Origin of the sequence: Streptomyces afghaniensis (assembly GCF_044327915.1) — a bacterium.
GTDB lineage: Bacteria > Actinomycetota > Actinomycetes > Streptomycetales > Streptomycetaceae > Streptomyces > Streptomyces afghaniensis.
The window spans coordinates 256311-280468 of record NZ_JBIRGJ010000010.1 but is presented as its reverse complement, the minus strand read 5'-3'; the positions used below and the strand labels follow the sequence as shown (position 1 = coordinate 280468).

Here is a 24158-nt window from a genome sequence, read left to right as displayed (position 1 = left end):
CACACGGGCGCCCTGATTCTTCGTCCAATATCGGGACAAGGTCTGGACAAACCCTGGGTAACCACTCATACGTCGGCGAATCCCTCGGGCCCCGTATCGGATACCCGGGACATACCGAAGATCTTCCTGCCGGAAGGAATGATTCCCGCAGAAGGTCCGGCCGTGATGTACCGGAGTGGTGCGGTTCGGGGGTCGCCCGTTATCCGATTTTGACATGGCTGGCCCCCAGAATGGCGCAGTCCGAATGGCAAGATGCCGTAATCACACGAGGTCGCGACACTCGAAGACGTGTGTTCTCGTCGACCCACGGCACTGCCGGCACCGCCGGCAGTCCACGGCACTGCCGAACCGTCGGCAGTCCAGGCACTGCCGAACCCATCGGCAGCGCTCCGCCCCATCGGCAACTCCACCCATCCGCCGGAGGAACCCACCATGACCGCAAGCTCCACCCGTCGTACGACCGCCGCGCACTCCCGGCTAGCAGCGGTCGGTGCGATCGCGGTCGCAGGCGCGCTGATGCTCACCGGATGCGGTGACCAGACCAAGGACGCCGGGTCGGACAACGCGACGGCCGCTGCCCCGCTCGCGGACAAGCTGCCCCAGTCGATCCGTGACAAGGGCGTCATCAAGGTCGGCTCGGACATCGCTTACGCCCCGGTCGAGTTCAAGGACAGCTCCGGCAAGGTCGTCGGCATCGACCCGGACCTCGCCGCCGCCATGGGCAAGCAGCTCGGTGTCGACTTCCAGTTCGAGAACGGCACCTTCGACACGCTGCTCACGGGCCTGCGCTCCAAGCGGTACGACGTCGCGATGTCCGCGATGACCGACTCCAAGGAGCGCCAGGAGGGCATCGACTCCAAGACCGGCAAGAAGGTCGGCGAGGGCGTCGACTTCGTGGACTACTTCACCGCCGGTGTCTCGATCTACACCAAGAAGGGCGACGACCAGGGCATCAAGAACTGGTCCGACCTGTGCGGCAAGAAGATCGTGCTCCAGCGCGGCACGGTCTCCGAGGAGCTCGCCAACGCCGAGTCGAAGAAGTGCCCGGCCGGCAAGAAGATCGCCATCGAGCCCTTCGACAACGACCAGCAGGCCCAGACCCGCCTGCGCGCCGGCGGTGCCGACGCCGGCTCGTCCGACTTCCCGGTCGCCGCGTACGCCGTGAAGACCTCCGGTGGCGGCAAGGACTTCCAGCTGGTCGGCGAGCAGGTCGAGGCCGCTCCGTACGGCATCGCGGTCGCCAAGAACCAGACGCAGCTGCGCGACGCCCTCAAGGCCGCGATGGACGCGATCATCAAGAACGGCGAGTACGAGAAGATCCTCAAGAAGTGGGGCGTGACGGACGGCGCCGTGCAGGAAGCCACCATCAACGCCGGCGGCAAGTGACGCGACGCAGCGGCACTGAAAGGCAACACCCGTGACTGTTGACATCGACAAGACGTCGGGGCCGTCCGACACGCCCCCGGCCGGACCGGAGGCCATCAAGGCCATCCCGGTCCGGCACTACGGGCGGTACGTTTCCGCCGTCGTCGCCATCGGCCTGCTGGTCGGGGTCGTCTACGCGTTCTCCCAGGGCAAGATCAACTGGGGCGCGATCCCGGACTACTTCTTCGACGACCGTGTCCTGCAAGGCGTCGGCAGGACCATCCTGATCACCGTCCTGTCCATGGTGATCGGCATCGTCGGCGGCATCATGCTGGCCGTGATGCGCCTGTCGAAGAACCCGGTGACCTCGGCGATCTCGTGGTTCTACATCTGGTTCTTCCGCGGTACGCCGGTCCTCGTGCAGCTGGTGGTCTGGTTCAACCTGGGCCTGGTCTTCGAGTACATCAACCTCGGGCCGTTCTACAAGGACGAGTGGTCGGACTTCATGACCCCGTTCCTGACGGCGCTGCTGGGCCTCGGCCTCAACGAGGCCGCGTACATGGCGGAGATCTGCCGTGCCGGTCTGCTCTCCGTCGACGAGGGCCAGACGGAGGCCTCGCACGCGCTGGGCATGAGCCACTCCAAGACGCTGCGCCGGATCGTCATCCCGCAGGCGATGCGCGTGATCGTGCCGCCGACGGGCAACGAGGTCATCAACATGCTGAAGACGACCTCGCTGGTCTCGGTCGTCCAGTACTCCGAGTTGTTCCGCGTGGCCCAGGACATCGGACAGACCTCCGGCGCCCCCGCCGAGATGCTGTTCCTGGCGGCGGCCTGGTACCTGCTGCTGACCTCGGTCTTCAGCATCGGCCAGTACTACCTGGAGCGGTACTACGCGCGTGGTTCGAGCCGGTCCCTCCCGGCCACCCCGTTCCAGAAGATCAAGGCGAACCTGCTGTCCCTGTCCAACCGCTCGGCGTCGACGGGAGGCACCGCATGAACGCCATGGTCAAGGCCGAAGGCGTCCACAAGTCCTTCGGCCCCCTGGAAGTCCTCAGGGGCATCGACCTGGAGGTGAAGACCGGCGAGGTGTTCTGCCTCATCGGCCCCTCCGGCTCCGGCAAGTCGACCTTCCTCAGGTGCATCAACCACCTGGAGAAGATCAACGCCGGCCGCCTGTACGTGGACGGGGAGCTGGTGGGCTACCGCCAGAAGGGCGACAAGCTCTACGAGCTGAAGGACAGCGAGGTCGCCCTCAAGCGCCGGGACATCGGCATGGTCTTCCAGCGCTTCAACCTGTTCCCGCACATGACGGCCGTGGAGAACGTCATGGAGGCACCGGTCCAGGTCAAGGGCGTGAGCAGGAGCCAGGCCCGGCAGCGGGCCCTGGAGCTCCTGGACCGGGTCGGCCTGGCCGACAAAGCGGGCAGCTACCCCACGCAGCTCTCCGGCGGCCAGCAGCAGCGCGTCGCCATCGCCCGGGCCCTCGCCATGGACCCGAAGCTGATGCTGTTCGACGAGCCGACGTCGGCGCTCGACCCGGAGCTGGTCGGTGACGTCCTGGACGTCATGCGCGACCTCGCCGAGTCCGGCATGACGATGATCGTCGTCACGCACGAGATGGGCTTCGCCCGCGAGGTGGGCGACAGTCTGGTCTTCATGGACGGCGGCGTGGTGGTCGAATCCGGTCACCCGCGCGAGGTGCTGACGAACCCGCAGCACGAGCGGACGAAGTCGTTCCTGTCCAAGGTGCTCTGACGCCACACCCACCGAGGGGGCGGTACGGGAACTCCGTACCGCCCCCTTCGGCGTGCTACTTCAGGGCGAGCAGCAGGGTGTCCGAGGGCGAGCACCACACCGGCCTGGCCTCGGCGAACCCCTTCTCGCGCAGCACGCGCGCGTGCCACGCCACCGACGGCATGTCGCCGTCGGCGTGGTCGCCGTAGATCTCGTAGCGCCGGGCCGTGGGCTCCGCGAGGACCGGGTCCTTGGCGGCGAGCTGCCACCACTGCGACCAGTCGAGGACGCCGTCCCGCTTGGCCTGTTCCATGCGGTCGTGCCGCTGCGCCTGCTCCGCGGCGTTGATCCGGGGTGTCGTCTCGTCGATCATGTGGTCCGCGTTCATGAAGACACCGCCGTCGCGGACCACTCCCGCGACCTGGCCGTAGAGGTCCGCGAGGGGTTCCCGGTGCAGCCAGTGCAGGGCCGTCGCGGTCAGGACGGCGTCGTACGAGTCGTACGGCAGCTCCGCCGGCCAGTCGGGGTCCTTGAGGTCGGCGGTGACGAAGCGGACCCGCTCGTCGCCCGCGAAGGTGCCCCGGGCGATGGCGAGGAGCGCCGGGTCGAGGTCGACGCCGGTGCTGGTGGCCTCCGGGAACCGGGCGAGCAGCCGGGCGGTGATGCTGCCGGTGCCGCAGGCGAGGTCGAGTACGCGCGGGGCGGTGCCCACGAGGGCCTCGACCATGTCGAGCATGATCCGGAAGCGTTCCTCGCGGTCGGGCAGGTACCACTCCTGCTGCCGGTCCCAGCTCTGCTGCCACGCCTGCCAGTCGGCGGTGGCCGTGGTGATGTCCGCGTCCGTCATCGAGCCCCTCCCTCGTAATACCCTGGAAGCACCATCAGCTGTTACAAGTGCGCGCTCACGACAATAAAGCCCCTCCGTAAGGACTACAAGTGGAACTGGCCTATTACTCGGACTATGCCGTGCGCCTCGTCAACACGGAGGAACCGGCCCGGGGCAAGGACACCCTGACGTCGGTCGAGGCGGTCCGCGAGCTGTTCGGCGCCAACCAGTCGGCGGCCCGCCGCACCACCGACGCGGACGTCACCCGCTTCCGCTCGGTCCGGGGCCGGCTGCGCGCGGTCTTCGAGGCGGCCGACACGGGCGACGAGACGCTCGCCGTGGACCTGCTGAACTCGCTGCTGCTGGAGTTCCCGGTGAGCCCGCAGATCTCCGGGCACGACTTCCGCGACGACGACGGCCGTCCCCTGTGGCACATGCACCTGGCGGACCACCCGTCCAACGCGACCGCGGGCTACGCGGCGATCGCGGCGATGGGCCTGGCGTTCCACCTGACCGAGTACGGCGTGGACCGGCTCGGCCTGTGCGAGGCCGCGCCCTGCCGCAACGCCTACCTGGACACCTCCACCAACCGCTCCCGGCGCTACTGCTCCGACCGTTGCGCCACCCGCGCCAACGTCGCGGCCTACCGCGCCCGCAAACGCCTCGAAGCGGCCCGGCCCGACCTGCCCGAGAGCACGGGCCTGGCGGCCGACAGCGCCCAGCCCAGCAGCGCCCAGGGGGAACGCGGGCCGGGCCTGCGCGGCCGGTAGCGGAACCGGACCCGCCCCAGCACCAGGTCGTCGGGCACGACGCCGTAGTCGGTGCTGTCGCCGCCGGCGTACGTGTTGTCCCCGAGCACCCACCAGCCGTTCTCGCGCCGCTGGGCGACCCGCTTGACGACCAGCAGGTCCTGCTGGAAGGGATGCCGCAGCACGACGACGTCACCGGGCTTGATCCGGGCTCCGTAGTGCACCAGGAGCCGGTCCCCGTGGTACAGAGTGGGCACCATGGACGGACCGGTCACCTCGGCCACCCCGAAGGGCGCCGACCTCCCCCGCTCGGACTCCTGCGACAGCTCCGGCATCACCCGGCACCTCCCCGGTTCTTCGTCCACCAGTCTCAGTCTCACCCCGGACTTTTGTCCTAAGCCCATGGGGGCACTCGCGAAAACCGCTCCCCCACGGAGTAATGTCCCCTGTGAGAAGACGATCACGAGGAAGGAATGCTCCATGCTTTCCCGCCTGTTTGCCCCCAAGGTCAAGGTCAGCGCACACTGCGACCTTCCCTGCGGTGTGTACGACCCTGCCCAGGCCCGCATCGAGGCGGAGTCGGTGAAGGCCATCCAGGAGAAGATGGCCGGCAACGACGACCCGCACTTCCAGGCGCGTGCCACCACCATCAAGGAGCAGCGCGCGGAGCTCGCGAAGCACCACGTGTCCGTGCTGTGGAGCGACTACTTCAAGCCGCCGCACTTCGAGAAGTACCCCGAGCTGCACCAGCTGGTCAACGACACCCTCAAGGCCCTCTCGGCCGCCAAGGGTTCGACCGACCCGGCGACCGGCCAGAAGGCGCTGGACTACATCGCCCAGATCGACAAGATCTTCTGGGAGACCAAGAAGGCCTGATCTTGTCTCAAGCCCTTTGACCTGCACTTTTTGCATGCAGTGTCTCCCTGACCGCACCCGGTCCGCAGGCCGCCGAGCACGGCGTCCCTGACGGATCGGGTGCGGTCTTGTTCGTCCGGCCAGAGGTTGGCGAAGGGAATCAGCCACCCGAAGTCGGCGCGCACACTGGAACCTCACTCACGATTCACAGCTGTCACACAGTCAACTGGCAGATCAGCGGCTGGACATGCCCATCTCCGGCCCTCGCCGACTGCCCCAGCACCGTGTCCTTGCTGCCCAAAAATGGGTCAACGCCGCCTACGGCAAGGTGTCGGGTTAGAGCTCAGTCCGTCGTGGCGAGCTTCGGGGACGGCACCCTCGCCAAGATCATCCGCCACAGCCTGTTATGCAAGGGGTACTGGGGCGGCGACACGGAAAGAGAACATGGGCCTGCCCACGGACGGCGGGGTGGTCCAGGCGAAGGTGCTCAGCGGGTGGGCCGGAGGCCGAGGACGCCGACGGGTTCCTCCTGGCCGAGAAGATGCGGTCCGGTGTGCCCATAAACACCGCCGTGCGCGAGCACTACGAGAAGACCGGCGGGATAACCCGCTTCAGGGACTACCTTGCCAAGCGGTTCGGCACCTCGCAGGCCACGGCGGTGGACGCCGCGTTCTACATCCTCACGTCCACCGACGATCCGCTCGTCAATGTCGGACGCATCTTCCTCGAACAGCAGACCGGAGGAGCCGCCATGGTCCTTTCACACTCACGCCAGGCTGTTCGCGGACAGTTCGGCCTGATGGATTCCTGGATCCTGGCGGTGCTCTTCGTCGGCTTCGGTCTGGCCTTCGTACGCCTCCGGAAGGGCCGACGCCTTGTCAGTCTGATCAAGGCATCCACCGCCACGGGAACCCTCTGCTACCTGCTCGGATGGTCCCAGGTCCACTTCGCCTTCCCCTCGCATACCTGTCCCGACTTCTTCGACAGGCGCCCCATCGTCCGCTTCGACCGCTATGAGGACGGAGTTCTTCCGCTGCACGCCACCTGCTACTGGGACAACGGTGAGCGGAAGGAACTCGTGAGCGCCTGGGTCAATCCACTCCTGTTCACCTGTGCGGCCGTGTTGACCGGCTGCCTGGTGACGTTGGCGGTCCTTGCCTACCGCCGCTACCGGAAAGGACACACACGTTGAGCGACACCGCTCACATACTCACCCGCCGTCAGACTCTCGGCTTAGCCGCTGGTCTCGCGGCAGGAGCCCTCCTCGCGACTGCTCCCACCGCTGCCGCATCCGCTCCCGACCCGAGCGCGTGGCCCGGCCGGCGGTCCGAGAACGGCTGGCCCGTCATGGACAGTGACGGCATCGCCCTCCTGCGCGTCGAAGGTACCGCCGTCGACGTGCCGCTGCTGACGGGCGACGTGGCCACGGTGCTGCTCCACGTGGCCCGGCGGTTCGCGTACGAGATCGACGTGCTCCGCCCCGGCGACGTCCACGGCCACACGGACCACCGCGTTGTCGAGGCCGGCTTCGAGTCGAACCACCTGTCGGCCGCACCATGGTCGTGCCCGGGACCGGCGTCGAGTTCCGGTGCGTGCGCGGTCTTCGACAACAACCTCGGCACAGCGAAGAAGATGAAGCTGAAGCTGTGCCCGAACCTGACCGACGCGCTGTGCAAGGAGGATGCGGGGACCTTCTCGCAGTACGCGGGTAACTGACACGGTCAGTGGAACTGCGGGACGATCAAAAAGATCCCGTACGCCACCACGGCCGCGCAGGCGAGGAAGCACAGCGCCGCCTGGGTGACGCCCAGGGCGGAGGTGCGGCCGTGCTGTTCGCGGGCGCCCTCCAGTTGGGCGAGGCCGAGGACGCCGAGGGCGAAGACGACGACCACGGCCACGGTGACGCCGATGCTCACCGCGGTGACCTGGCCGAGTGCGGTCCAGTCCAGTTGCATGCCGACTCCCCTTCGTTCAGGCGGCCGTGCCGACCTTGGCGGGCGGCTCGGTACGGATCGTGACCTTGTGCGCGTCGTTGACGTTGTGCGCGTGCACCGGGTTGCGGCGGGAGACGACCACGATGCCCGCGGCGAGGGCCGCGCCGACCAGGGCGACGACCGCCGTACCGAGGTCGCCGCCGCTCTGCACCACGCTCGCGGCCAGGCCGCCGACCAGCGCGGCGGCGGGCAGCGTGATCAGCCACGCGACCGCCATGCGGCCCGCGACGCCCCAGCGGACCTCCGCGAGCCTGCGGCCGAGGCCCGCGCCGAGGATGCTGCCCGAGGCGACCTGGGTGGTGGACAGGGCGAAACCGAGGTGCGCGGACGTCAGGATGACGGCCGTGGACGCGGTCTCGGCGGCGAAGCCCTGCGGCGACTGGATCTCGGTGAGGCCCTTGCCCATGGTGCGGATGATGCGCCACCCGCCGAGATACGTGCCAAGGCCGATGGCGATGCCCGCGGACGCGATCACCCACAGCGGCGGTCCGGCGTCGTGGCCGAGTGCGCCGGCCGAGATCAGGGTGAGGGTGATGACGCCCATCGTCTTCTGTGCGTCGTTCGTGCCGTGGGCGAGGGAGACCAGCGAGGCCGAGGCGATCTGACCGATCCGGAAGCCCTTGGTCACGGTGTCCTTGCGGGCGCGGTCGGTGAGCCGGTAGGCGAGGTACGTGGCCAGCAGCGCGGCGAGACCGGCCACGACCGGCGAGGCCACCGCCGGCACCAGCACCTTCTCGACGACCTTGTCGAAGTTGACCCCGTGGCTGCCCGCCCCGACCCACACGGCCCCGATCAGCCCGCCGAACAGGGCGTGCGAGGAACTCGACGGCAGTCCGACCAGCCAGGTCAGCAGGTTCCACAGGATCGCCCCGACCAGGCCCGCGAAGATCATGCCGGGGGTGACGAGGGTGTCGTCGACGATGCCGCCCGAGATGGTCTTGGCGACCTCGGTGGACAGAAAGGCACCGACGACGTTGAGGACACCGCTGATCAGGACCGCCGTACGGGGAGCGAGTGCGCCGGTGGCGATGGACGTGGCCATCGCGTTCGCCGTGTCGTGAAATCCGTTGGTGAAGTCGAAGGCGAGCGCCGTCACGATGACGACCGCCACGAGGAACGTGATGTGGTCCATTCCTGAATGCAAACAAGTGCAGGCCAATAGGCGGGGAACGGCGAGGCAAAGGCTGGTCAAGGTTCACGCGGGTGGCGGTGGCGTCGCACTTGTACGATCGCGCCCATGAGGATCGGCTGGACGTTCGCCTTCATCGACCGCCCGCGCGAGGCGTTCGACACCGCCTGCACGTTCTGGACGGCGGTCACGGACACCCGGCTTTCCGAACTGCGCGGAGTACAGGCCGAGTTCGTCACATTGGTCCCGCACGACGCCGACGCCTGCCTGAAGGCCCAGGCGGTGCGCTCGGGGGCCGGCGGTGCCCATCTCGACTTCTGTGTGGACGACGTGAGGGAGTTCGCCGGCTCGGCGACGCGGCTCGGCGCGAGCGTGGTGGCCGACCTCGGGTCGCTCGTCGTGCTGCGGTCGCCCGGCGGGCAGTTGTTCTGCGCGGACCCTTGGCGCGGGCAATCGTCGCGGCCGGGAGTGGTGCGGGGCAGCCGTCTCGACCAGGTGTGCGTGGACGTGCCGCCGTCCGCCTACGACGCCGAAGTCGCCTTCTGGAGCGGGCTGCTGGCCGACTGGACGTCACGGCCCGGTTCCCTCCCGGAGTTCCACGTTGTCGAGCCGCCGCCCGGCCTGCCGGTACGCCTGCTCCTGCAACGCCTCGACGAGGAACGCCCGGCCTCCGCCCACCTCGACCTCGCCTGCGCGGACGTCGAGGCGACCCGGGCGCGGCACGAGGAGCTCGGGGCGGTGTTCGTGGCCGGTTTCTCGGGCTGGACGGTGATGCGCGACCCGGCGGGCGGCACGTACTGCCTGACGACCCGGGATCCGCAGACGGGCGGGCTGCGCGGCTAATCCGCTTCGACGTACGCGCACAGGACGTCCCCGCCGTCCTCGGGCGTCGGGCAGGGCGGCAGGTCCGGTGTCTCGTCGGGGTTCGCGTTCTCCCAGACGTACGGCCCCCGAGGCTGGGTCGAGTCCTGCATCCACAGCGTCAGCCCGCCCGCGACGACCACGACCAACACCCACACGATCACCACCCGGCGCCACACCCGGCGCCGCCGCTCCCCCGCCATGTCCATGCCTCACACGCTAGTCGGGCAACCGCGCCGCCCGGGCCTGGAGATAGCGCTGTTCGGGCAGGCTGAGAGTCTGCGCGGCCGCCGACTCGTAAGCGGCACGAGCGGCTTCGCGCTCGCCCGCGCGCTCCAGGAGGTGACCTCGTACGGCGTCCAGACGGTGGCCCTTCGACTCGGCTGCGAGAGCATCCAGTTCGGCAAGACCTGCGTGCGGGCCGTGGACCATGGCGACGGCGACCGCGCGGTTGAGGCGTTCGACCGGGCCGGGGACCAGACGGACGAGGACGTCGTACAGGCCCAGGATCTCGGCCCAGTCCGTCGCCTCGGGCGAGGGCGCCTCGTCGTGGACTGCCGCGATCGCGGCACGCAGCTGGTACGGCCCGGGCCGGCCCCGGGACAGCGCCCCGGTGACCAGCGCGACGCCCTCCTCGATGGCGGCCTTGTCCCAGCGGTCCCGGTCCTGTTCGTCGAGGGGGATCAACTCGCCGTGCGGTCCGCTGCGCGCGTCGCGGCGGGCGTCGGTGAGCAGCATCAGCGCGAGCAGGCCGGCCACCTCGCAGTCGTCGGGGAGCAGCCGGTGGACCGTGCGGGTGAGACGTACGGCCTCCCCGGCGAGGTCCCGGCGCTGGAGGGCGGCTCCGGAGGTGGCCGTGTAGCCCTCGTTGAAGATCAGGTAGAGGGTCTGGAGGACGGACGGCAGCCGCTGTTGCCAGAGCTCCGGGCGGCCGAAGCGCACGCCCCGCACCTTCTGCTTGGCCCGGCTGATCCGCTGGGCCATCGTCGCCTCGGGCACCAGATACGCGCGGGCGATCTCCGCCGTGGTGAGACCGCCGACGGCGCGCAGGGTGAGCGCGATCTGGGCGGGCGGCGTCAGGTCCGGATGGCAGCACAGGAAGAGCAGCGAGAGGGTGTCGTCCTCGCGGGGGGCCCGCTCCCCGGGCGGCGGGGCGGTGAAGGCGTCCCGGGGCGCCAGAGCCGCCGCCCGCTCCTCGCGCTGCCGCCGGGCCTCCTCGCCGCGCAGGGCGTCGGTCAGCCGCCGGGAGGCGACCTTGATCAGCCAGCCGCGCGGATTGCCGGGCACACCCGCCGAGGGCCACTGCCCTGCCGCCGCGAGCAGCGCCTCCTGTACGGCGTCCTCGGCGGCGTCGAAGTGCCCGTACCGCCTGACCAGCGCACCGAGGACCTGCGGCGCGTCACGGCGCAGCAGGTCCTCGATCTCGGGTGTGCTCCTCACCGGCGCGCCCGTCGGCGTATCCGGGCTCTCAGATGTCCCCGGAGCCGTCCATGATCGGACGGATCACGACCGGGTAGTCGGGGGCACCGGCCGGCTGGGGGCACCGGGCGACGCGCTCGGCGATCTCGGTGACCCGCTCCAGGCTCTCGCACTCCAGGACCCAGTAGCCGGCCAGCAGCTCCTTGGTCTCGCTGTACGGGCCGTCGGTGATCACCGCCTTGCCGTCGTCACCGAGGGTGACGTGCCGCGTCTGCGCCGGCTCGGCCAGGCCCTGCCCGTCGACGAATTCGCCCGTCTCGGAGAGGTCGTCGTTGATGGCGCCCATGTAGGCGAACATGGCCTGGAGCTCCTCCTCGCTCCACGCCGGGGAGTTCGCCGACGCCCTGCCGCGCATGGCCTCGTAGTCCGCCTGTGTGCCCTGCACCATGACCAGGTACTTCATCAGTCCGCTCCTTCGGCTCTCACCGCCCTGGTGGGCGGCTCTCACACGGGACGTCGGAGCCGGGCCGGGATTCTCGACACGAACTCAGGAATTTTCCACGACGGTTTCTCCGGGTGCGTCTTCGCGCGGGGTCGTCGCAGGTGAGGCGGTGCTCTCGGCGGACGGGGGCGGTTCGGCGGTCCGGGTGGTCTCGCCCGCCCGATCACCCTCGGCGTCTTGCGCTTCGTAGGCCCCGCACTCGGGGTTGCGACAGGGGCCCGCCACCCACAGGGGGACCCACGCGCCCAGCGTCTTGTGGCGCCGGACGACCGTTTCCACTGGCTGTCCGCAGGTCGGACAGACATGCCCTTCGCTGCCCATGTCCTCAGGGTAGGCCGGTCGGCGGCTCAGCGCTTCCTGCTGTACGTGCGCACCAGCAGCCCGTTGCCGAACGTGCGCACCGACTCGAGCGTGAAGTCCGAGATCGCGAATCCGGAGCCGAACATCGGCATGCCCGTGCCGTACACGAGCGGGTAGGTCTTGATCACGAGCTCGTCGATCTCGTCGCGCAGTTCGCCCGCGAGCTTGGAGCCGCCGCACAGGTAGATGCCGAGATCGCCGTCCTCGGCCTTCAGTTCGCGGACCTTTCCGACGACGTCGTCCGCGATGATCTCGACGTTCGGGTCGGGCGACTCCTTCAGCGTGCTGGAGGCGACGTACTCGCGCAGGTGGGCATAGGGGCTGGTGATGCCCTCCTTCAGGGCGAGCTCGTAGCTGCCGCGGCCCTGGACGACGGTGTCGAACCGCTTGTTCGGCACGTCGTCGAAGCCGAGGGCCCGGCGGCCCTGGGTAGCCGCGGTCTCCGGATACTCCGACTTCAGGAAGGCGAGGAACTCCTCGTCGACGAAGCGGAGCATCGACGTCGCGTCGCCGTCCGGGTCCCCGATGAAGCCGTCGATCGAACAGGCGATGAAGTACGTGAGCTTTCGCAAGCCGGTCTCTTTTCGTAGGCTGCCGCTACAACGACTTCAGTTGTAGTACTTCTGATGTAGTGGTTGCAAGGCGTTATCCGCGAACCGCGGAAAGTGGGAGAAGGGACTCCGCATGGTCAGCAATCCCGGGCGCCGGGCCGCGCTCGTCGACGCCGGCGTCGAGGTGCTCGCGCGCGAGGGAGCGCGCGGGCTGACGTTCCGCGCGGTGGACGCGGAGGCCGGCGTGCCCGTGGGCACGGCCTCCAACTACTTCACGGACCGCGGCGACCTGCTGCGCCAGATCGACACCCGGCTGCACGTACGACTCGCGCCCGACCCCGACGTGGTCGCCGAGCTGATGACCCGCCCCAAGGACCGCTCACTGGTCACGGCCTTCATGTACGACCTCATGGCCCGCGCGACCCGCGACCGCACGGGCTATCTGGCCCTCATGGAACTGCGCCTCGAGGCCACCCGGCGTCCCGAGCTGCTCGCCTCTTACACCAGGTCGGTGCGAGGTGACCTGGAGGAGGCCATGGAGTTCCACCGCACGGCCGGCCTGCCCGGCGGCGACGAGTCCGTCGCCGTGCTGTACCTGGCCATGCTCGGCCTGCTCCTGGAGCATTTGACCCTGCCGGGTGTCCTGGAGGGCGTACTGCCCGGGGTGAGCGTGCCGGAGGGGCTGGTGGAGAAGATCGTGGCGGCGGTGCTGCCGGAGGGGTAGGGCAGGCCGAAGGCGGCGGCCGGATGGCCGGAGGGGTCAGGGCCAGTAAGGCCAAAGGGCGGTCGGGCCACGTCGCCGGTCAGGCCACGGGGTCGGACCGGGCCGGGCGTCGGTGGACGACGATCAGGACGTGGTCTCGGCGGTGCGGGGCTCGCGCCACATCGGCCACATGGCCGGGCCGCCATCCGGGAGGTCGAGCACCGGGCCGGCGAGCTCGAAGCCGAGGCGCTCGTACAACTTGCGGCTGCGGGCGCTGCTCGCTTCGAGGTAGGCGGGCAGCCCCTCACGGTCGCAACGGTCGAGGACCGACTCGATGAGCGCCGTGCCGAGACCCTCGCCCTGGCGGCCGGGGACCACGCCGATCATCCACAGGTACTCGTGGGCCCGCCCGGAGGGATGGATGGCGGCGGTCAGCCGGCCGATCGCCTCGATGCGTTCGTTGTCCGGGTCGACGGCCTGACGCACCTGGGCCGGGCCGTCGTCCTCGGCGTCGCCGTCATGGTCGTCGGCCGGCATGGACAGCCACAGCGCACAGGCCGAACCGTCCTCGGCGAGGTCGATGCGCCCGGCCTCGAGCACGATGTCGGTGAAGGCGGCCATGAGCCCGGGGTGGTTGGCACGACGGTCCTCCGCCCCGGGGAAGACCCAGCCGCTCACGGGGTCGTCCTGGAACGCCTCGTCCAGCAGCCGGACCACCAGCTCCCGGTCCGCCACGCCCGCCGTCCGGATCGCCACACCCATGTTCCCGCCCCTTCAGTCGTCCGACGGGCGTTGATCGTAGGGGAGTCGGGACCCGCCTCGGCCAATGGGGCGGGAGCTTGGCGGGATTTCATCGAACGCCTACCCAAACCGCCGGTCATCGACGGCAGTAGGGGGCGGGCCCCGCACACCGTGGGGCAGTGCGGGACCCGCCTGGCCGGAGGCCCGGGGGCCGTACGGAGTCAGGAGCCGCACGGCCCCGGCGCTCCGGGGTTCCTGGCCCTTCGGTCATCCGAAGGTCCGTCAGGTGCCGCCGACGGCCGGTCGCCGCACCGCCGGCCGTCGCCGGCGGCCGATGTCCGCACCGCCGACCGTCAACTGCTGCGCCGTGTCACGAACTCGGCGAGGGCCAGCAGACCGCCCGCCGCCTCCGGGTCCGGCACCGCGCGGGCCAGTTGCTGCATCGCCAGGGCCATCCGGTCGGCCGCCTGGTTCTGTGCCCAGTCACGGCCGCCCGCCCGCTCCACGGTCAGCGCGATGTGATCGAGGTCCTCCGTCTCGCTGGGTCGTGCGTACAGTTCGGCGAGTTCCGCGGCCGCCGGCGTGCCGGACGCGAAGGCCGCCACGACCGGCAGGGACTTCTTGCGTGCGGCCAGGTCCGCGCCGACGGGCTTGCCGGTGCGGCGCGGGTCGCCCCATATGCCGATGACGTCGTCGATGAGCTGGAAGGCGAGCCCGGCCTCCCGGCCGAACGCGTCCAGCGCCGCCACGTCCGCGTCCCCGGCGCCCGCGTACAGCCCGCCGATCGCACAGGCGCTCCCCAGCAGCGCGCCCGTCTTGGCCTCCGCCATGGCGAGCACCTCGTCGAGCGAGACCTCGTCGGGACCGAGCCGCTCCATGGCCGTGTCCGCGTGCTGTCCCGCGCACAGTTCGACCACACAGTCCGCGAGCCGGGCGGTGGCGGCCCGGGCCGCCGGATGCGGGTCCTCGGCGAGCAGCCGCATGGCCAGCGCCTGGAGGGCGTCCCCGGCGAGGACCGCGTCGGGGTCGCCGAACACCGTCCACGCGGTGGGCCGGTGCCGCCGGGTGGTGTCCCGGTCCATCACGTCGTCGTGCAGCAACGTGAAGTTGTGGACCAGCTCCACGGCCGCGGCCGCCCGCACCGCCGCCGCGCGTGCCTCGGGTCCGCCGAGGGCGGCCGCCGCGGCGAGGACGAGCGCGGGCCGGATCGCCTTGCCCGAGCCGCCCTCGGCCGGTGTGCCGTCCGCCTGCTCCCAGCCGAAGTGGTAGAGCGCGACGCGGCGCATCGGCCCGGGCAGCGAGCAGAGAGCGTCCCGCAGGACCGGGTCGACCTCCGCCCGGGCCCGTTCCAGGAGCAGGACCGCCTCGTGCTCCTCGGCCGGTCCGGGCCGGCCGTCCCGCTGTGTCCCGATGGGCCCCCGCCTTTCCGGCGCCCCGGCCGCACGCCCGGGCTCGGCACCGCGCTGCCCACCGGGGGCGGGCAGCGTCGTCTCCGTCCTGGACTCCGTGAGGGACTCACCCATGGGACCGCCTCGGAGACTGAGCGGACGGTGGCTCTTCCGCTGCCGCTGGGCGTTTACCCCGAGGGTGTACCCGCGCTGCCGGGCGCGGACACGGCCGGCGTACCGGAAGCGTCACTGCCAGCGGCCGATCTCGACGTTCTCCAGGACGCCGAGCGCGTCCGGTACCAGCACCGCGGCCGAGTAGTAGGCCGTGACCAGGTACTTGATGATGGCCTGTTCGTTGATGCCCATGAAGCGCACCGACAGGCTCGGCTCGATCTCGTCCGGGATGCCGGAGGCCCGCAGGCCGATGACGCCCTGGTCGCTCTCGCCGGTACGCATGGCGATGATCGACGTCGTCCGCTCGGAGGTCACCGGGATCTTGTTGCACGGGTAGATCGGCACGCCGCGCCAGGTGGGGATGCGGTTGCCGGCCATGTCGATGGTCTCGGGGACGAGCCCTCGCTTGTTGAGCTCACGGCCGAACGCGGCGATCGCGCGCGGGTGGGCGAGGAGCAGTTTGGTGCCGCGGCGCCTGCTGAGCAGTTCGTCCAGGTCGTCCGGGCCGGGCACGCCGTCGTGCGGCTGGATCCGCTGGTCGTACTCGCAGTTGTGCAGGAGACCGAAGTCGCGGTTGTTGATGAGCTCGTGCTCCTGGCGCTCCTTGAGCGCCTCGACCGTCAGCCGGATCTGCTGCTCGGTCTGGTTCATGGGCTGGTTGTAGAGGTCGGCCACGCGCGTGTGGATCCGCAGGACGGTCTGGGCGACGCTCAGTTCGTACTCACGGGGCCTGGCCTCGTAGTCGACGAAGGTGTGCGGGATGTCGGGCTCGCCGGAGTGGCCGGCGGCGAGGTCGATCTCCTTCTCGCCGTACTTGTTGGAGCGCTGCGAGGGGATCGAGCGGCGCTGCTCGAGGTGTTCGCGCAGCGTGTCCGAGCGCTCGGCGATCTGCGCGAACTCCACGCGGGGCAGGACCAGGACGGTGCACGTGGTGAGAGCACGGGCCGTGTACTCCCAGATCGCGTCCTCGTTCAGCAGCGCGTCGTCACCGAAGTAGGCGCCGTCGGCGAGGACCCCGAGGGACTCGTCGTCCCCGTACGGGCCGGTGCCGACCTTCTCCACCCGGCCGTGCGCCAGCAGGTACACCTCGTCGGAGGGGCTGCCGAACGAGGCGATCACCTCGCCCGCGGCGATCTCCCGCTGCTCGCAGCGCCGGGCGACCTCGAAGAGGACCTCCTCGTCCTCGTACGACCGCAGCGCCGGCAGTTCACCCAGCTCCGCGGGGATGACCTCGACGCGGTCGCCGGTCTTCACGAACGTCAGCCGGCCGTCGCCCACGGCGAACGTCAGCCGCCGGTTCACCCGGTACGTACCACCCTGGATATCGACCCAGGGCAGCATCCGCAGCAGCCAGCGGGAGCTGATCTCCTGCATCTGCGGCACGGACTTGGTCGTGGTGGCCAGGTTCCGCGCGGCCGCCGTGCCGAGACTCTGCTGCGGCTTGGTCTGCTCCGTGCGGACCTCTTCGCCTACCGACATAGAGAAATGCCCTCCCGGTTGTGACCGACGCCCATAGGCCTCGGGCATCGATGTGCACGCCCCAGCCTTTCGCACACGGCGCCGTGGTGCTATTACCCGAAAGAGCGGGAATGGATCTTCGTATGACTGGGCAGGGGGCCCGCTTTCCCGCCGGGTCGCGGGAGGCCCGGCCGGTCTCCGACGGCTGGCGACAACCCGTGGGAACCTGTCGGTAATGCCGCTGGGGAGTGTGCGGAACCGGACCTAGCGTGGTGATCCGCTCCTTCCACCGCCTCCAGAAACGGCCCCTCCATGCAATACATCGCGCCGATCGGCGTCGGCATCCTCTACGCCCTGTTGATGTCCCTCGTGCGCGAACCGCACCGGCGGCACCTGAACGCGCTCATGGTCGGCGGCGCCGGTGCGGCGTACCTCAGCGGCGGCGGCATGGGCGGCTGGGAGTTCCCCTTCACCGCGCTGCTCACCTACGTCGCCTTCCGCGGTCTGGAGTCGTGGACGTGGATCGGCGTCGGCTGGCTGCTGCACACGGCGTGGGACATCGTCCACCACATCAAGGGGAACCCGATCATCCCCTTCGCCCACACCTCCTCCCTGGGCTGCGCGATCTGCGACCCGGTGATCGCCCTCTGGTGCCTGCGGGGCGGCCCGTCACTCATCGACCTCGTACGCGGCCGCCGCCGGTCCGGGAAGCCGCAGCCCGGCCCGGGCTCGCGGGAAGGCGTCAGCCCCGAGTCCCCCTCCCCCGCTCCTGAGTCCCCCTCCCCCGCTCCCGGGTGACAATGACCCCGTGACCAGCCCCGACACCCCCGGATCCGCCGTACTGCGTCCCCGGCTGCCCTCGCCGGTGCAGGAGGTCGTGGACAGCAGGTTCGAGCGCCACGGCGTCCGGCTGGTGCTGAAGCGGGACGACCTGATCCACCCGGAGCTGATCGGCAACAAGTGGCGCAAGCTGGCGCCGAATCTCGCCGCTGCTGCCGGCCGTACCGTCATCACCTTCGGGGGCGCCTACTCCAACCACCTGCGTGCCACCGCCGCGGCCGGCCGGCTGCTCGGCATCCCCACAGTCGGCGTCGTACGCGGCGAGGAGCTGGCCGGCCGGCCCCTCAACCCCTCGCTGAGGCGCTGCACGGCCGACGGCATGCGGCTGCACTTCGTCGACCGGGCGACGTACCGCCGCAAGTCCGAGCCGCGGACCCTGGCCGCGATCCTGCGCGCGGCGGACGCGGAGGAGGCGTACGTCGTCCCCGAGGGCGGCAGCAACGCGCAGGCCGTACGCGGCTGCCGGGCGCTGGGCGCCGAGCTGCACAACGAGGCCGATGTCGTCGCCGTGGCCTGCGGCACCGGTGGCACGCTGGCAGGACTGGCGGCCGGACTCGCCCCTGGGCAGCGTGCCCTCGGTGTCCCGGTCCTCAAGGGCGGCTTCCTCACCGACGACGTCACCTCCTTGCAGCAGCAGGCCTTCGGCGGCCCGCGCGGCACCTGGAGCCTCGACGACCGCTTCCACTTCGGCGGCTACGCGCGCGTGCCCGACGAGCTCGACGCCTTCGCCGCGGACTTCGAGCGCCGTCACGGACTGCCCGTCGAACGCCTGTATGTGGCGAAGCTGCTGTACGGACTCGTCGCCCTGGCCGGCGAAGGCGCCTTCCCGCGCGGGACGACGGTGGCGGCCGTGATCACCGGCCGCCCCTTCCCATGACGCCCGCTACGCCGTCCTACGCCGTCTCCCGGAAGGCCGCCGCCTCCTCCAGGTCCAGCCTGCGCAGCAGCGTCCGCAGCATCTCGTCGTCGATGTACCGGGCGTCCCTGAGCTTGACGAACACCTCGCGCTCGGCGCTGATCATCTCCCGCGACAGCCGCCGGTAGGTGTCGTCGACGGACTCCCCGGTGACCGGGTTGGCCTGCCCGAGCCGTTCCCAGACGGCGTTGCGGCGGCGCTCCAGGACGATGCGGAGCCGGTCGGCGAGCGGGGCGGGCAGGGCGTTGCGCTCGTCGGTGAGGAGTTCGTCCAGGCGCCGCTCGGCGGCCCGGGAGGCCTGTGCCTGGGCGTTGGCCTCGGCCAGCGTCTCGGCCTGTGTGTCCCGCGCGGGGAACTTCAGCAGACGGATCAGCGGGGGGAGGGTGAGACCCTGCACGACCAGCGTCCCGATGACCGTCGTGAAGGTCAGGAAGAGGATGAGGTTGCGGTGCGGGAAGGGCTCCTCGCCGTCGTGCAGGGTGAGCGGGATCGAGAAGGCGATGGCCAGCGAGACCACGCCCCGCATACCGGCCCACGCGACCACGAACGGCCCCTTCCAGGTCGGACTCGCCTCCCGCTCCCGGATCCGGGCCGACAGCCGCGGCAGGAAGGTCGCCGGGTACACCCACACGAACCGGGCCGCGACGACCACCAAAAAGACGGCGACCGCGTACCAGGCGGCCAAGACCCCCTCGTACTCCCCGAGGCCTCTCAGCACCACCGGCAGCTGGAGTCCGATCAGCGCGAACACCGCCGACTCCAGGACGAAGGCGACCATCTTCCACACCGCCTCCTCCTGGAGCCGCGTGGCGAAGTCGACCTCCCACGCGCGGTGTCCCAGGAAGAGCGCGACGACCACGACCGCGAGAACGCCCGAGGCATGCACCTGCTCGGCGGCGGCGTAGGCGACGAACGGTGTCAGCAGGGAGAGCGTGTTCTGGAACAACGCCTCCTTCACGTGCGTGCGCAGCCAGTGGATCGGCGCCATCAGCACGAGCCCGGCCACGACACCGCCGACCGCCGCGAGCAGGAACTCGCCGATGCCACCGGCCCAGGTCGCGCCCTCGCCGACGGCGGCGGCCAGGGCCACCCGGTAGGCGGTGATCGCGGTGGCGTCGTTGAGCAGGGACTCGCCCTGGAGGATCGTGGTGATCCGCGACGGGAGCCCGACCCGGCGGGCCACGGCCGTGGCCGCGACCGCGTCCGGCGGCGCCACCACCGCGCCGAAGACCAGGGCCGCGGTCAGCGGCAGGTCCGGCACGAGCATGTACAGGGCCCAGCCGACGACGAAGGTCGCGAACAGAACGTACCCGACGGACAGCAGCGCGACCGGCCGCAGCTGCGCCCGAAGGTCCAGGTAGGAGCTGTCGGTGGCGGCCGTGTGCAGCAGCGGGGGCAGGATGAGCGGCAGGACGACGTGCGGGTCGAGGGTGTAGTCCGGCACGCCGGGGACGGAACTGACCGCCAGCCCGACCGCCACCAGCAGCAGCGGGGCCGGAACCGGTGTGCGCCTGGCCACCGCGGCTATCGTGGCGCTGCCCGCCACCAGCAACAGCAGTGGCATCACGTCCATCGTTCTCGCCCGCCCTCTTTTTTCCACGCGGTCTTCGGCGCGACCGTCGTAACCTGGCAATCATGAAACAGTGCACGCATGCCGACGCGCTGCCGCACCCCGAACCCGTCCCGCTCAGCGAGACGTGTCCGGCGTGCCTGGCCGAAGGCATGGATCCGGTGCAACTGCGGCTGTGCCTGAGCTGCGGTCACGTCGGCTGCTGCGACTCCTCACCGGGGCGGCACGCGGCGGAGCACCACAAGGAGTCGGGGCATCCCGTGATGCGGACCCATGAGCCCGGGGAGACCTGGCGCTGGTGCTTCGTCGATCATGTCCTGGTGTGACTCGACAGGACCCCGGCGCCGGACGGTTCGACCGTCTGACGTCTGGGTACGTCAACCCGGCGCGCGCTCTTCCCATTTGGGCCCGCCAACCCCCTAGACACGGAGCGTATCCACAGGTTTACTGTGAGTGACGGCAAGGGGTTGGGGTCCCGGGGACAGGACCGTTGAGAGCGCGATAGCGTCACCGCTGAACCACGTATCGCGTTACCCCGGGGGGCGACCCTCGGCCCTGAAACGCTTGTACCACCATGGAGGTGAGGGTGTCCCAGATCGCAGGCGAGCCCGCGACCCAGGACTTCGTGGAAGTCCGGCTGCCGGCCGCGGGTGCCTACCTGTCGGTGCTGCGTACGGCCACGGCCGGTCTCGCGGCCCGTTTGGACTTCACCCTCGACGAGATCGAGGACCTGCGCATCGCGGTGGACGAGGCCTGCGCGATCCTGCTTCAGCAGGCCGTGCCCGGCTCCGTACTCAGCTGTGTCTTCCGCCTCGTCGACGACTCGCTCGAGGTCACCGTCTCGGCGCCGACCACGGATGGCCATGCCCCCTCGCGGGACACCTTCGCCTGGACGGTCCTGTCCGCTCTCGCGGGCAAGGTCTCCTCCGCCGTGGACAAGGACAAAACCGTTTCGATCAGCCTCTACAAACAGCGCGGCGCGGGACCCGGGCCGGCGTGAGGAACGAGGACGGGCCGGTGCGGGACGAAGAGCGCGGCACACGAGAGCTGCCTGCCGAGGGCACGGCCCCCGGCGCGGGCACGGCGCCCGGCGGCACCCGGCGCATGGCGGACGGCATCGACGGCATCCCCGAGCAGGCCCGCCCGCATCCCGAGGACGACTCCGCGGGGGCCGTCCTCCCGAGCGGCGAGCTGCGGGACCGGGACGGTGCCGTGCGGAGCGCGCCTCCGGGCGGAGGGATCGCGGCATCCCCTGCCCAAGGGGGTCCCCCCACTCGCGTGAAGCCGGGAGTGGAGGGGGAGGCGAGGGCTCGGGGAAGGGCGACGGGCGGGACGATGAGCGAGCACGAGCGACACTCCGAGGACGCAGCGCCGCGCGCGCACCACACACAGGGTGCGTCGCACGGCTCCCCGGACCGCAGCGGGGCGCGCGAGATGTTCCTCAAACTGCGCACCCTGAGCAGCGGCAGTCCCGAGTACGCGGAGCTGCGCAATCAGCTGGTCCGCATGCACCTGCCGCTCGTGGAGCATCTCGCGCGGCGCTTCCGCAACCGCGGCGAGCCGCTGGACGACCTCACCCAGGTCGCCACGATCGGGCTGATCAAGTCGGTCGACCGCTTCGACCCGGACCGCGGCGTGGAATTCTCCACGTACGCGACCCCGACGGTCGTCGGCGAGATCAAGCGGCACTTCCGCGACAAGGGCTGGGCGGTGCGCGTCCCGCGTCGCCTCCAGGAGCTGCGCCTGTCGCTGACCACGGCCACGGCCGAGCTCTCGCAGCTGCACGGCCGCTCCCCCACGGTCCACGAGCTCGCCGAGAAGCTGGCGATCTCGGAGGAGGAGGTCCTGGAGGGCCTGGAGTCCGCCAACGCGTATTCCACGCTGTCCCTGGACGTCCCCGACACCGACGACGAGTCCCCGGCGGTCGCGGACACCCTCGGCGCGGAGGACGAGGCGCTGGAGGGCGTGGAGTACCGGGAGTCCCTCAAGCCGCTGCTGGAGGATCTCCCGCCGCGCGAGAAGCGGATCCTGCTGCTGCGCTTCTTCGGCAACATGACCCAGTCGCAGATCGCGCAGGAGGTCGGCATCTCGCAGATGCACGTCTCGCGGCTGCTGGCGCGCACCCTGGCGCAGCTCCGGGAGAAGCTCCTCGTCGAGGAGTGACGGCTACTTCTCCGGGTTGCCGGGGTTGCCGGGCCCGCGGATCCCGAGGGCCCGGGTCGTCTCGGGGTTCACGAGCAGGACGAGCGCCGCGACGGCCACGACCGCGAGGGCGATCCCGGCCGGAATGGCCATGCTGTCGGCCTGGAGCAGGTTGTAGGCCACCGGCAGCGCCATGAGCTGGGTGATGACGGCCGGGCCGCGGCTCCAGCTGCGGCGGCCGAGCAGCCCGCGCGCGGCGAGCAGCGGCAGCAGCGCGAGCACGACGAGCGTGATGCCCCCGGTCACGGCCTGCCGACGGTCGTCCGGCTCACCCGTGACACCGAGAACGAGCATCCAGACGCCACCGACGACCAGCGCGAGCCCTTCCAGCGCGGCCAGCAACGCGGCGTACGTCAGCCGCCGCGGGCGGGGGCCGGTGATGTCCGGGGTGGTGGGGGTCTGCTCACTGCTCACCCCTGAAGAGTAGCCCTGCCGTACGCGCCCCTCGTGGCGAGGTTCACCCCAGCTCTCTTACCTGATCCCTACCTCGGTCTGGGCCAGGTACCACCCAGTAGGTACGCTGCCAGTCATGCGTGCACTCCTCGTGGTCAATCCGGCGGCAACCACCACAAGTGCGCGCACACGCGACGTACTGATCCACGCGCTCGCCAGCGAGATGAAGCTGGAAGCGGTCACCACCGAGTACCGCGGCCACGCGCGCGATTTGGGCCGGCACGCGGCGGAGAGCGACGACATAGACCTGGTGGTGGCCCTCGGCGGCGACGGCACGGTCAACGAGGTGGTCAACGGCCTCCTGCACGCCGGTCCCGACCCGGGGCACCTCCCCGGCCTCGCCGTGGTCCCGGGCGGCTCCACCAATGTCTTCGCCCGCGCTCTGGGCCTGCCCAATGACGCGGTGGAAGCCACTGGGGCTCTGCTGGACGCCCTGCGCGACGGCAGCGAGCGCACCGTCGGCCTGGGCCTGACCTCCGGCACCCCGGGCACGGAGGACGAGGCGGTGCCCTCCCGCTGGTTCACCTTCAACGCGGGACTCGGCTTCGACGCCGGTGTGGTCGGCCGGGTGGAACAGCACCGCGAGCGCGGCCGGAAATCCACACACGCTCTTTACGTCCGCCAGGTCGTGCGCCAGCTCCTCGGCGAGCCGCACCGCCGGCACGGGACGATCACACTGGAGCGTGCCGGCGAGGATCCGGTCACCGATCTGGTGCTGTCCATAGTCTCGAACACCTCCCCGTGGACGTTTCTGGGGAATCGCCCGATCTACGCGGCGCCTAAGGCCTCGTTCGATACCGGACTCGATCTCTTCGGTCTCAGCCGGCTCTCCACGGCGGCGGTTGCCCGGTATGGCACCCAGTTGCTCACTTCGTCCCCCGAGCGCGGACCCCGTGGCAAGCACGCGACCTCTCTGCACGATTTGACCGAGTTCACCTTGCAATCGAAGGTGCCGCTCCCCCTCCAGATGGACGGTGACCACCTGGGGCTGCGAACAAGCGTGACGTTCACAGGCGTACGCCGTGCACTGCGTGTGATTGTGTGAGCAGAACTGGCTAAAGTCCTTTCACTCGAACGTTTAGGCCAGGGTCCACCCCATGGAAGTACGGCTGTGACCTAGTCGACACCGAAGAATCAAAAAAAACTTTCCAGAAGGGGTTGTATCCGCCGCTGAGGTTTGCGAGTCTCTACGTGGCGATCGAGACGGCCCGCAACACCGGCCTCCACTGATCACCAGAACCCCTCTTCAAATCACAGGACCTTCGCCGGGGAACCTGGCAGTCGGCCCTTCACTTGTTGAGGGATTCGTGAAAGCGTTCACATTCACAAGCAAGCCCTGCACGTAATACCAAGGAGAGGTAGCAG

28 protein-coding genes and 1 pseudogene are annotated in these 24158 nt (G+C 70.1%); 15 read left to right on the top strand and 14 right to left on the bottom strand.

The features are described from left to right. Nucleotides 1-432 precede the first annotated feature (432 nt). The 3 genes from ACH4G3_RS35625 to ACH4G3_RS35615 are packed head-to-tail and all read left to right on the top strand — an operon-like array spanning nucleotide 433 to nucleotide 3123. Nucleotides 433-1386 (top strand): ABC transporter substrate-binding protein, encoded by a 954-nt coding sequence (locus tag ACH4G3_RS35625; RefSeq protein ID WP_397628351.1) that lies wholly within the window; start codon nucleotides 433-435, stop codon nucleotides 1384-1386. A 31-nt stretch (nucleotides 1387-1417) separates the two neighbouring features. Then, nucleotides 1418-2365: an amino acid ABC transporter permease gene (locus tag ACH4G3_RS35620; protein ID WP_397628350.1), complete on the top strand. Its 948-nt coding sequence runs from the start codon at nucleotides 1418-1420 to the stop codon at nucleotides 2363-2365. After that, the gene (locus ACH4G3_RS35615) at nucleotides 2362-3123 is read left to right on the top strand and encodes an amino acid ABC transporter ATP-binding protein (RefSeq protein ID WP_397628349.1); all 762 of its coding nucleotides are present in this window, start codon (nucleotides 2362-2364) and stop codon (nucleotides 3121-3123) included. The genes ACH4G3_RS35620 and ACH4G3_RS35615 overlap by 4 nt, the downstream gene beginning before the upstream one ends. 55 nt (nucleotides 3124-3178) lie before the next feature. Here the strand turns inward: ACH4G3_RS35615 and ACH4G3_RS35610 are convergent, their stop codons facing one another. Further along, the gene (locus ACH4G3_RS35610) at nucleotides 3179-3949 is read right to left on the bottom strand and encodes a class I SAM-dependent methyltransferase (RefSeq protein WP_397628348.1); all 771 of its coding nucleotides are present in this window, start codon (nucleotides 3947-3949) and stop codon (nucleotides 3179-3181) included. An 89-nt stretch (nucleotides 3950-4038) separates the two neighbouring features. Between ACH4G3_RS35610 and ACH4G3_RS35605 the strand changes: the two genes are divergently transcribed. Then, entirely contained in the window at nucleotides 4039-4698 is a 660-nt protein-coding gene (locus tag ACH4G3_RS35605; RefSeq protein WP_397628347.1) for a CGNR zinc finger domain-containing protein, read from the top strand. Nucleotides 4699-4763: 65 nt separating this feature from the next. On the opposite strand, the pseudogene sodX reads toward ACH4G3_RS35605, so the two are convergent. Beyond that, nucleotides 4764-4937 (bottom strand): annotated as a pseudogene (gene sodX / locus ACH4G3_RS35600) (nickel-type superoxide dismutase maturation protease); the annotation flags it as partial. 220 nt (nucleotides 4938-5157) lie between these two features. Between sodX and sodN the strand changes: the two are divergent. The 3 genes from sodN (at nucleotide 5158) to ACH4G3_RS35585 (ending at nucleotide 7248) form a co-directional block, all read left to right on the top strand. Further along, nucleotides 5158-5553 carry a superoxide dismutase, Ni gene (gene sodN, locus ACH4G3_RS35595; protein WP_010040396.1) on the top strand — a complete coding sequence of 132 codons (396 nt, stop codon included), beginning with the start codon at nucleotides 5158-5160 and terminating at the stop codon, nucleotides 5551-5553. A 550-nt stretch (nucleotides 5554-6103) separates the two neighbouring features. Then, nucleotides 6104-6724 (top strand): hypothetical protein, encoded by a 621-nt coding sequence (locus ACH4G3_RS35590; RefSeq protein WP_397628346.1) that lies wholly within the window; start codon nucleotides 6104-6106, stop codon nucleotides 6722-6724. 155 nt (nucleotides 6725-6879) lie between these two features. Continuing rightward, nucleotides 6880-7248 (top strand): hypothetical protein, encoded by a 369-nt coding sequence (locus ACH4G3_RS35585; protein ID WP_397628345.1) that lies wholly within the window; start codon nucleotides 6880-6882, stop codon nucleotides 7246-7248. Between the two features lie 5 nt (nucleotides 7249-7253). Here ACH4G3_RS35585 and ACH4G3_RS35580 read toward each other — a convergent pair whose 3' ends face one another. After that, nucleotides 7254-7487 (bottom strand): hypothetical protein, encoded by a 234-nt coding sequence (locus ACH4G3_RS35580; RefSeq protein ID WP_397628344.1) that lies wholly within the window; start codon nucleotides 7485-7487, stop codon nucleotides 7254-7256. 16 nt (nucleotides 7488-7503) lie between these two features. Beyond that, a complete protein-coding gene (locus ACH4G3_RS35575) occupies nucleotides 7504-8658 on the bottom strand; it encodes an inorganic phosphate transporter (protein WP_397628343.1) in 1155 nt (384 codons plus the stop codon). Between the two features lie 105 nt (nucleotides 8659-8763). Here ACH4G3_RS35575 and ACH4G3_RS35570 point away from each other — a divergent pair, with 105 nt between their 5' ends. Continuing rightward, entirely contained in the window at nucleotides 8764-9498 is a 735-nt protein-coding gene (locus ACH4G3_RS35570) for a VOC family protein (RefSeq protein WP_397628342.1), read from the top strand. Here ACH4G3_RS35570 and ACH4G3_RS35565 read toward each other — a convergent pair. The 5 genes from ACH4G3_RS35565 to ACH4G3_RS35545 all read right to left on the bottom strand — a co-directional run bounded on the left by ACH4G3_RS35565 (nucleotide 9495) and on the right by ACH4G3_RS35545 (nucleotide 12369). Next, on the bottom strand, nucleotides 9495-9725 hold the full coding sequence (locus ACH4G3_RS35565) for a hypothetical protein (RefSeq protein ID WP_397628341.1): 231 nt from the start codon (nucleotides 9723-9725) through the stop codon (nucleotides 9495-9497). The genes ACH4G3_RS35570 and ACH4G3_RS35565 overlap by 4 nt on opposite strands. 10 nt (nucleotides 9726-9735) lie before the next feature. Then, entirely contained in the window at nucleotides 9736-10956 is a 1221-nt protein-coding gene (locus tag ACH4G3_RS35560; RefSeq protein WP_397628340.1) for an RNA polymerase sigma factor, read from the bottom strand. Between the two features lie 28 nt (nucleotides 10957-10984). After that, a complete protein-coding gene (locus ACH4G3_RS35555; RefSeq protein ID WP_020277113.1) occupies nucleotides 10985-11398 on the bottom strand; it encodes a YciI family protein in 414 nt (137 codons plus the stop codon). An 84-nt stretch (nucleotides 11399-11482) separates the two neighbouring features. Next, nucleotides 11483-11758 (bottom strand): hypothetical protein, encoded by a 276-nt coding sequence (locus tag ACH4G3_RS35550; RefSeq protein ID WP_397628339.1) that lies wholly within the window; start codon nucleotides 11756-11758, stop codon nucleotides 11483-11485. A gap of 26 nt (nucleotides 11759-11784) precedes the next feature. After that, complete coding sequence (locus ACH4G3_RS35545; RefSeq protein ID WP_397628338.1) at nucleotides 11785-12369, bottom strand: dihydrofolate reductase family protein; 585 nt, start codon at nucleotides 12367-12369, stop codon at nucleotides 11785-11787. Nucleotides 12370-12481: 112 nt separating this feature from the next. Here ACH4G3_RS35545 and ACH4G3_RS35540 point away from each other — a divergent pair, with 112 nt between their 5' ends. Then, nucleotides 12482-13072, top strand: coding sequence for a TetR/AcrR family transcriptional regulator (locus ACH4G3_RS35540; protein WP_397628337.1), 591 nt, complete (start codon nucleotides 12482-12484; stop codon nucleotides 13070-13072). 123 nt (nucleotides 13073-13195) lie between these two features. Here the strand turns inward: ACH4G3_RS35540 and ACH4G3_RS35535 are convergent, their stop codons facing one another. From ACH4G3_RS35535 to ACH4G3_RS35525, 3 genes are all read right to left on the bottom strand, one after another. Beyond that, nucleotides 13196-13813: a GNAT family N-acetyltransferase gene (locus tag ACH4G3_RS35535; RefSeq protein WP_397628336.1), complete on the bottom strand. Its 618-nt coding sequence runs from the start codon at nucleotides 13811-13813 to the stop codon at nucleotides 13196-13198. 332 nt (nucleotides 13814-14145) lie between these two features. Continuing rightward, entirely contained in the window at nucleotides 14146-15315 is a 1170-nt protein-coding gene (locus ACH4G3_RS35530; RefSeq protein ID WP_397628335.1) for a family 2 encapsulin nanocompartment cargo protein polyprenyl transferase, read from the bottom strand. Nucleotides 15316-15426: 111 nt separating this feature from the next. After that, entirely contained in the window at nucleotides 15427-16833 is a 1407-nt protein-coding gene (locus ACH4G3_RS35525; RefSeq protein ID WP_397628334.1) for a family 2B encapsulin nanocompartment shell protein, read from the bottom strand. 291 nt (nucleotides 16834-17124) lie between these two features. On the opposite strand from ACH4G3_RS35525, the gene ACH4G3_RS35520 reads away from it, so the two are divergent. Together ACH4G3_RS35520 and ACH4G3_RS35515 are read left to right on the top strand one after the other, a co-directional pair. Next, entirely contained in the window at nucleotides 17125-17610 is a 486-nt protein-coding gene (locus ACH4G3_RS35520) for a DUF6010 family protein (RefSeq protein ID WP_397628333.1), read from the top strand. Nucleotides 17611-17620: 10 nt separating this feature from the next. Beyond that, nucleotides 17621-18529 carry a 1-aminocyclopropane-1-carboxylate deaminase/D-cysteine desulfhydrase gene (locus ACH4G3_RS35515; protein WP_397628332.1) on the top strand — a complete coding sequence of 303 codons (909 nt, stop codon included), beginning with the start codon at nucleotides 17621-17623 and terminating at the stop codon, nucleotides 18527-18529. Nucleotides 18530-18545: 16 nt separating this feature from the next. Here the strand turns inward: ACH4G3_RS35515 and ACH4G3_RS35510 are convergent, their stop codons facing one another. Further along, entirely contained in the window at nucleotides 18546-20141 is a 1596-nt protein-coding gene (locus ACH4G3_RS35510) for a Na+/H+ antiporter (RefSeq protein ID WP_397628331.1), read from the bottom strand. A 62-nt stretch (nucleotides 20142-20203) separates the two neighbouring features. On the opposite strand from ACH4G3_RS35510, the gene ACH4G3_RS35505 reads away from it, so the two are divergent. The 3 genes from ACH4G3_RS35505 (at nucleotide 20204) to ACH4G3_RS35495 (ending at nucleotide 22301) form a co-directional block, all read left to right on the top strand. After that, the gene (locus ACH4G3_RS35505) at nucleotides 20204-20464 is read left to right on the top strand and encodes a UBP-type zinc finger domain-containing protein (RefSeq protein ID WP_397628330.1); all 261 of its coding nucleotides are present in this window, start codon (nucleotides 20204-20206) and stop codon (nucleotides 20462-20464) included. A 260-nt stretch (nucleotides 20465-20724) separates the two neighbouring features. Then, nucleotides 20725-21138 (top strand): ATP-binding protein, encoded by a 414-nt coding sequence (locus ACH4G3_RS35500; RefSeq protein WP_003992877.1) that lies wholly within the window; start codon nucleotides 20725-20727, stop codon nucleotides 21136-21138. Between the two features lie 17 nt (nucleotides 21139-21155). Further along, nucleotides 21156-22301, top strand: coding sequence for an RNA polymerase sigma factor SigF (locus ACH4G3_RS35495; protein WP_397628329.1), 1146 nt, complete (start codon nucleotides 21156-21158; stop codon nucleotides 22299-22301). 3 nt (nucleotides 22302-22304) lie between these two features. Here ACH4G3_RS35495 and ACH4G3_RS35490 read toward each other — a convergent pair whose 3' ends face one another. Further along, on the bottom strand, nucleotides 22305-22754 hold the full coding sequence (locus tag ACH4G3_RS35490; RefSeq protein WP_397628328.1) for a hypothetical protein: 450 nt from the start codon (nucleotides 22752-22754) through the stop codon (nucleotides 22305-22307). A 115-nt stretch (nucleotides 22755-22869) separates the two neighbouring features. Between ACH4G3_RS35490 and ACH4G3_RS35485 the strand changes: the two genes are divergently transcribed. Continuing rightward, the gene (locus ACH4G3_RS35485) at nucleotides 22870-23838 is read left to right on the top strand and encodes a diacylglycerol/lipid kinase family protein (protein WP_397628326.1); all 969 of its coding nucleotides are present in this window, start codon (nucleotides 22870-22872) and stop codon (nucleotides 23836-23838) included. Nucleotides 23839-24158: the final 320 nt, after the last annotated feature.

What these genes read in the sequence shown, in the direction of transcription:
- ACH4G3_RS35615 (WP_397628349.1), top strand. Translation starts at nt 2,362, where the DNA reads ATGAACGCCATGGTCAAGGCCGAAGGCGTCCACAAGTCCTTCGGCCCC.
- ACH4G3_RS35485 (WP_397628326.1), top strand. Translation starts at nt 22,870, where the DNA reads ATGCGTGCACTCCTCGTGGTCAATCCGGCGGCAACCACCACAAGTGCG.
- ACH4G3_RS35525 (WP_397628334.1), bottom strand. Translation starts at nt 16,833, where the DNA reads ATGTCGGTAGGCGAAGAGGTCCGCACGGAGCAGACCAAGCCGCAGCAG.
- ACH4G3_RS35540 (WP_397628337.1), top strand. Translation starts at nt 12,482, where the DNA reads ATGGTCAGCAATCCCGGGCGCCGGGCCGCGCTCGTCGACGCCGGCGTC.
- ACH4G3_RS35510 (WP_397628331.1), bottom strand. Translation starts at nt 20,141, where the DNA reads ATGGACGTGATGCCACTGCTGTTGCTGGTGGCGGGCAGCGCCACGATA.
- sodN (WP_010040396.1), top strand. Translation starts at nt 5,158, where the DNA reads ATGCTTTCCCGCCTGTTTGCCCCCAAGGTCAAGGTCAGCGCACACTGC.
- ACH4G3_RS35505 (WP_397628330.1), top strand. Translation starts at nt 20,204, where the DNA reads ATGAAACAGTGCACGCATGCCGACGCGCTGCCGCACCCCGAACCCGTC.
- ACH4G3_RS35580 (WP_397628344.1), bottom strand. Translation starts at nt 7,487, where the DNA reads ATGCAACTGGACTGGACCGCACTCGGCCAGGTCACCGCGGTGAGCATC.
- ACH4G3_RS35520 (WP_397628333.1), top strand. Translation starts at nt 17,125, where the DNA reads ATGCAATACATCGCGCCGATCGGCGTCGGCATCCTCTACGCCCTGTTG.
- ACH4G3_RS35535 (WP_397628336.1), bottom strand. Translation starts at nt 13,813, where the DNA reads ATGGGTGTGGCGATCCGGACGGCGGGCGTGGCGGACCGGGAGCTGGTG.
- ACH4G3_RS35610 (WP_397628348.1), bottom strand. Translation starts at nt 3,949, where the DNA reads ATGACGGACGCGGACATCACCACGGCCACCGCCGACTGGCAGGCGTGG.
- ACH4G3_RS35565 (WP_397628341.1), bottom strand. Translation starts at nt 9,725, where the DNA reads ATGGACATGGCGGGGGAGCGGCGGCGCCGGGTGTGGCGCCGGGTGGTG.
- ACH4G3_RS35555 (WP_020277113.1), bottom strand. Translation starts at nt 11,398, where the DNA reads ATGAAGTACCTGGTCATGGTGCAGGGCACACAGGCGGACTACGAGGCC.
- ACH4G3_RS35530 (WP_397628335.1), bottom strand. Translation starts at nt 15,315, where the DNA reads ATGGGTGAGTCCCTCACGGAGTCCAGGACGGAGACGACGCTGCCCGCC.
- ACH4G3_RS35585 (WP_397628345.1), top strand. Translation starts at nt 6,880, where the DNA reads ATGGACAGTGACGGCATCGCCCTCCTGCGCGTCGAAGGTACCGCCGTC.
- ACH4G3_RS35625 (WP_397628351.1), top strand. Translation starts at nt 433, where the DNA reads ATGACCGCAAGCTCCACCCGTCGTACGACCGCCGCGCACTCCCGGCTA.
- ACH4G3_RS35570 (WP_397628342.1), top strand. Translation starts at nt 8,764, where the DNA reads ATGAGGATCGGCTGGACGTTCGCCTTCATCGACCGCCCGCGCGAGGCG.
- ACH4G3_RS35550 (WP_397628339.1), bottom strand. Translation starts at nt 11,758, where the DNA reads ATGGGCAGCGAAGGGCATGTCTGTCCGACCTGCGGACAGCCAGTGGAA.
- ACH4G3_RS35575 (WP_397628343.1), bottom strand. Translation starts at nt 8,658, where the DNA reads ATGGACCACATCACGTTCCTCGTGGCGGTCGTCATCGTGACGGCGCTC.